General features: G+C 43.4%; 6 protein-coding genes. 4 read left to right on the top strand and 2 right to left on the bottom strand.

The features are described 5' to 3' along the window. Positions 1–140: 140 nt before the first annotated feature. Positions 141–1004, bottom strand: a complete 864-nt coding sequence (locus tag IM477_RS22240) for a helix-turn-helix domain-containing protein (protein WP_287733517.1) — start codon at positions 1002–1004, stop codon at positions 141–143. 232 nt (positions 1005–1236) lie between these two features. On the opposite strand from IM477_RS22240, the gene IM477_RS22235 reads away from it, so the two are divergent. Then, entirely contained in the window at positions 1237–1740 is a 504-nt protein-coding gene (locus IM477_RS22235) for a MogA/MoaB family molybdenum cofactor biosynthesis protein (RefSeq protein WP_079207582.1), read from the top strand. Position 1741: 1 nt separating this feature from the next. Here IM477_RS22235 and IM477_RS22230 read toward each other — a convergent pair whose 3' ends face one another. Continuing rightward, the gene (locus tag IM477_RS22230) at positions 1742–2353 is read right to left on the bottom strand and encodes a DUF8692 domain-containing protein (RefSeq protein ID WP_287733516.1); all 612 of its coding nucleotides are present in this window, start codon (positions 2351–2353) and stop codon (positions 1742–1744) included. Between the two features lie 134 nt (positions 2354–2487). Here IM477_RS22230 and IM477_RS22225 point away from each other — a divergent pair, with 134 nt between their 5' ends. The 3 genes from IM477_RS22225 to hpsU all read left to right on the top strand — a co-directional run bounded on the left by IM477_RS22225 (position 2488) and on the right by hpsU (position 4908). After that, positions 2488–3153 (top strand): urease accessory protein UreF, encoded by a 666-nt coding sequence (locus tag IM477_RS22225; RefSeq protein ID WP_287733515.1) that lies wholly within the window; start codon positions 2488–2490, stop codon positions 3151–3153. A gap of 208 nt (positions 3154–3361) precedes the next feature. Continuing rightward, complete coding sequence (locus IM477_RS22220) at positions 3362–4312, top strand: glycosyltransferase family 2 protein (protein WP_287733514.1); 951 nt, start codon at positions 3362–3364, stop codon at positions 4310–4312. Positions 4313–4317: 5 nt separating this feature from the next. Beyond that, positions 4318–4908 (top strand): hormogonium polysaccharide biosynthesis acetyltransferase HpsU, encoded by a 591-nt coding sequence (hpsU, locus tag IM477_RS22215; RefSeq protein ID WP_012266866.1) that lies wholly within the window; start codon positions 4318–4320, stop codon positions 4906–4908. Positions 4909–5011: the final 103 nt, after the last annotated feature.

Here is a 5011-nt window from a genome sequence, read left to right as displayed (position 1 = left end):
TTCTCGGCTGGTGAGAGAGAGTCTATCTTTCTCTAAAAAAATGGAGAATCACGTTGGGGAGCCCTTTGGTATTTTATCCATGACTACAATGCACAGCAAAGCAAAGGATTAAGCCGCCATCACTACTACCGAATCACCACCTACCGATCGCTGAGAGGAGGTGCAGTTAGGGTGATTTCGCCAATTTGGCCAGCTTTACCCATTAATTGGGCAGGTTTTTGGTTAAGAGAGATTTTAACACCGCCAGCATTGCCCGATCGAATATTTAAACTCTTTTGGGCTGTCCAAGTTTGTTTAGTCCCGGGTTGGAGATTGCCTTCATGGACTTTTTTGCCATCGGCAATTACCCTTACCCAAGCGGCCTGTTCAATAGTTACCTGGGCTGAGAGGGGAACTTTTGACTGAGGAGAAGGGGAAGGAGAGGCTATCGGTGCGGGAGGGACTACCGGCGCGGGGGAAACCACGGGGGAAGGAGAGGGAGTAACGGCAGGGGGGTTAGAGAGAGGGGGACGGAGGAAAAGATAGCCAATACCGCAAAATATACCCGCCAGCAAGCCTAGCCAGAGATACATCCCGAAAAAGGTTGATTTAGCCGGTTGGGGGCCAGTTTCCGGGGCTGGTTTTTCTGGTTTCACCGGTTCCACTTTTGGGGCAGCGGGTTCAGCCTTGGGGAGAGGGGTAACTTTTGTGGGCAGTGTTTTCGGGATAGTTACCTCTTGAGCTAATTGTTCCGCACTAGGAGACAAGCGATCGGCTAAAGCTTTACCATCAATTTTTAGAGCATCACCGTAGCGTTTGATAAATCCCTTGACATAAATTAATTCTGGTAATTTCTGCCAATTCCCCGTTTCCAACGCTTCTAGCATTGGTACTCTAATCATCGTCAGGGCGGCGATATCGTCTATGCTCAGGCCGCTTTCTTCTCGTTTTTGACGTAAATAAGTCCCGATTTCCTTGATTTGTTCGGCTTGTAGGGGACTGAGTTGACTCATAATTCCAGTCATAATCTATACCAATTAGATGATAATCTCGATTTTGTTATTTTGGGATAATCTGTTCTCTAGAAGCTCCTTTCACCTTGTCATCATTACCGGCGAAAAGGTTCCAAAAACTGGCAAAAATCGGCAATACTTGCAAAAGTTAAGTTTTTTATTCTCGGTTGACTGCACTGGCTACTTAGTGCATACATTTGTTCTCAATACTTGTTTTTCTCCAACTCTCAGCTGATCGCTAATTATGACCTTTATTCCCCATCCCGACACCGCCCCCCTTAACCTTACCTGTGCCGTAGTCACGGTGAGCGATACTCGTACCCCAGAGACGGATAGGAGTGGCCAAATAATTCAAGAGTTACTAACTCGATCGGGTCATGATATCGGCCTATACTTAATTATCCCCGATCAACCCTTACAAATTCAAGCAATCTTACCAGAGATTAGTAATCAAAATCAGATAAAAGTCTTAATTCTCAATGGGGGTACGGGTATTGCTCCCAGAGACAATACCTATGATGCTTTAGTACCTTTATTAAGGATTACTTTGCCCGGTTTTGGCGAATTATTTCGTTATCTCAGCTATCAGGAAATTGGCTCCCGTGCCATGGCATCAAGGGCAATAGCTGGGGTTTATCAAAACTTATTAGTCTTTTCTCTCCCCGGTTCCACTAATGCCGTTAAATTAGCCCTAGAAAAACTGATTCTTCCCGAAATTTTACATCTGGTTAAACAGATGAATGGATAATTTATTGGGATTTGATCTGGGCGGAAATTTCTTGAAAACATACATCCCAAAAATAGCCAGCTAGATTCACAGCACTTAACAGTTTAGGAATTCCTTCACTTAGACTAGCAAAACCTTGATTTTTAATCTGGAGAAAATCGATAGCGATTGCCAAAGTTAAAAGTGCTAAAGCGATGATTAAAATTTGGTAATAAGTTTGTATTATTCGCCGCCAAAATGCTAAACCATAAATCAGAATTGCGAGGGCATAAACAGAGATAGTCAAGAATTTGGGAATATTAAAATAGAGGAGAATGATATGAATTCTGAAGATTTCATTGATGGCAAAAAGTCCCGTTATTATGCCAGAAAAAAGTAAAAAAATGTCAGAATTATTGAAACTTGTCTTGCGGGACAATAAAGCATAACTAAAAAGGCAAACAATCGGGGGTAAACAACAAAGCAATTGAAAAGAATGGGTTAATAAACCAGCGAGCGGAGTTGGGGGAGTAGCGGGAGGATAAAACAAAAGACTAGAGTGTAATTTTTCCCGATCAACCCAAGCAATCAAAGCTAAAATCAAGAGGAGAACGACAAGATTTATTTTCAGAAAATGCTGTTCTCGTGAGGACATAAGTATAGTAGTTTATAATTGTGGCTATTAACCACGGTATAATTCACAGAGTGCCGCTTTCTACAGGCTCGATCTACATACGGAAGTGCCAAGCATTTCCCTAATTGTGTTAAGGACAATTTTCTCGGTTTTCTATGCTCGCTCAAAAAGAACTTTTGTGTTTATTACAATTGGCTAGTCCCATTTTACCCGTGGGGGCTTATAGTTATTCCGAGGGGCTAGAAACCCTCGTCGAAAAGGGGATTATCTCCAATAGTGCCAGCTTAAATGATTGGTTAGAGCGATCGCTTTGTCAAGGCTCGATTCGCTTAGAAACGGCTGTTTTGGTAAGGGTATATCGTTGTTTTTGTCAAGAGGATTTTACAAAACTTAATTATTGGGATAATTGGTTATCGGCAACGCGGGAAACGGCCGAATTAAGACAGCAAAGCTGGCAAATGGGGCGATCGCTGTTAAACTTATTGCGGGAGTTAGCGCCGGCCAGAGATAATCTACCAGAACAGGCTAATTATGCCACCGCTTTTGCGATCGGGGCAAGTCATTGGCAAATTGGCGAAGAATTAGCGGTTTTAGGCTATTTACACAGTTGGGCAAGTAATTTAATCAATGCAGGATTGCGTTTAATTCCCCTAGGGCAAACCCTAGGACAATCCCTTCTGATCGGTTTACAGCCCAGTTTATTAACAGCAACAGCAGATATTATCAGTTTAGCCGATGAAAACCTGAGCAGTTGGAGTTGGGGGCTAAGTTTTGCCAGTATGAACCACGAAACCCAGTATAGTCGTCTATTTCGCAGTTAGAAATTAGCGATCAAATTTTTCACTATTTTCTGGGAGAATATGCAAGTCTCTAGGAGTCTCTCTCTTGGGTTCAAGCCGATATTTTTAGGTAAAAAACCAAATAAGGTATAGTAAGATCAAGAAAAATCTTAGGTCCTAGTTCTCGCTTTCAGAGTGACTAAGGGTTTTAAGGAAAGATGCGAACACTCTACCTAGCCACAGTGTACCAATGTTTAGTCAATCAGAAAAAATTCCCGTTTCGGTGTTGATTCCCGCCAAAAACGAGGAATCTAACCTTCCCGCCTGTTTAGAGAGTGTTGCTAGGGCTGATGAAGTGTTTGTCGTCGATTCCCAAAGTAGCGATCGCTCGATCGAAATATCTACAAACTATGGGGCTAATGTAGTCCAATTTTATTTTAATGGTCGTTGGCCGAAAAAGAAAAACTGGTCCCTCGATAATCTGCCTTTTCGCAATGAATGGGTATTAATCGTCGATTGTGATGAGAGAATCACCCCCGAACTATGGGACGAAATCGCCAGCGTGATCCAAGATCCCAACTATAACGGTTATTATCTCAATCGTCGCGTCTTCTTCCTCGGACAATGGATTCGTTATGGTGGCAAGTATCCCGACTGGAATCTGCGCTTATTTAAACATAAGTCGGGCAGATACGAGAATTTAAACACGGAAGATATCCCCAACACGGGAGATAACGAGGTTCACGAACACGTTATCCTCGATGGCAAGGTGGGATATCTGAAAAATGATATGCTGCACATCGATTTCCGCGATATCTATCATTGGTTAGAAAGACATAATCGTTATTCCAACTGGGAGGCGCGAGTTTATTACAATATTCTCACGGGTAATGACGAAAGCGGCACGATCGGAGCGAACCTGTTCGGTGATGCGGTGCAGAGAAAACGTTTTTTAAAGAAAATTTGGGTAAAATTGTCCTTTAAACCGCTGCTGCGCTTTATTCTCTTTTATTTTATCCGTCTCGGTTTCTTGGATGGCAAAGCTGGTTATATCTACGGTCGTCTTTTGAGTCAGTACGAATACCAAATAGGGGTTAAATTGTACGAATTACGGCAATTTGGCGGTAAATTAAACGTTAATGCCCATGCTAATCCCCCGGTTAAACCCTCGGAACCTCAACCCGCGGAAATGATTAAATAAGTCCTATGTCCCCAGAAATCCGCACCGATGAGGAAGCGTGGCTAGATCTGCGTACCTACGATCAATCTTGGTTTGATCGCGGTCGTTCTAATCCGATTATCCTACTTTGGTGGTTAGTACAGGGAATTCTTTTTCCCCTCAGTTTGCACCAAATGGACAGCTTTCGCTGCGCTATTTTGCGACTATTCGGGGCTAAAATCGGCCTTGGGGTGAAAATTCGCCCGACGGCAAGGGTTACTTATCCTTGGAAAGTGGCGATCGGCGATTATACTTGGATCGGCGATGATGTGGTGATTTATAGTTTAGATAACGTTACCATCGGCAGTCATTGTGTGATTTCTCAAAAATGTTATCTTTGCACTGGCAGTCACGATCCCTGCGATCGCTCTTTCAGCTTAAAAACCACTCCCATCCTCATTGGTAATGGTACATGGATCGCGGCCGATTGTTTTTTGGCTCCGGGGGTAAAAATTGGCTCTAATGTTGTTATTGGGGCAAGAAGTAGCGTATTTGCTGATATTCCCGCTCAAAAGGTCGCTTGGGGCAGTCCCTGTCGTCCTCAATACGATAGAAAGATGAATTCTTATAGTAAGTAGTCGTGCAAAATTAATTTCCTGGTCGAGACAGGAGACTCTGAGACAGGAGACTCCGAGACAGGAGACGGGAGACGGGAGACGGGAGACGGGAGACGGGAGACAG

Origin of the sequence: Microcystis sp. M090S1, assembly GCF_020246295.1 — a bacterium.
Taxonomy (GTDB): Bacteria; Cyanobacteriota; Cyanobacteriia; order Cyanobacteriales; family Microcystaceae; genus Microcystis; species Microcystis aeruginosa.
This window is presented reverse-complemented; position numbering and strand designations above follow the sequence as displayed.

Excerpts from the sequence above, each read along its gene's own strand:
- IM477_RS22240 (WP_287733517.1), bottom strand. The coding sequence starts at position 1,004 with ATGACTGGAATTATGAGTCAACTCAGTCCCCTACAAGCCGAACAAATC.
- IM477_RS22235 (WP_079207582.1), top strand. The coding sequence starts at position 1,237 with ATGACCTTTATTCCCCATCCCGACACCGCCCCCCTTAACCTTACCTGT.
- IM477_RS22230 (WP_287733516.1), bottom strand. The coding sequence starts at position 2,353 with ATGTCCTCACGAGAACAGCATTTTCTGAAAATAAATCTTGTCGTTCTC.
- IM477_RS22225 (WP_287733515.1), top strand. The coding sequence starts at position 2,488 with ATGCTCGCTCAAAAAGAACTTTTGTGTTTATTACAATTGGCTAGTCCC.
- IM477_RS22220 (WP_287733514.1), top strand. The coding sequence starts at position 3,362 with ATGTTTAGTCAATCAGAAAAAATTCCCGTTTCGGTGTTGATTCCCGCC.
- hpsU (WP_012266866.1), top strand. The coding sequence starts at position 4,318 with ATGTCCCCAGAAATCCGCACCGATGAGGAAGCGTGGCTAGATCTGCGT.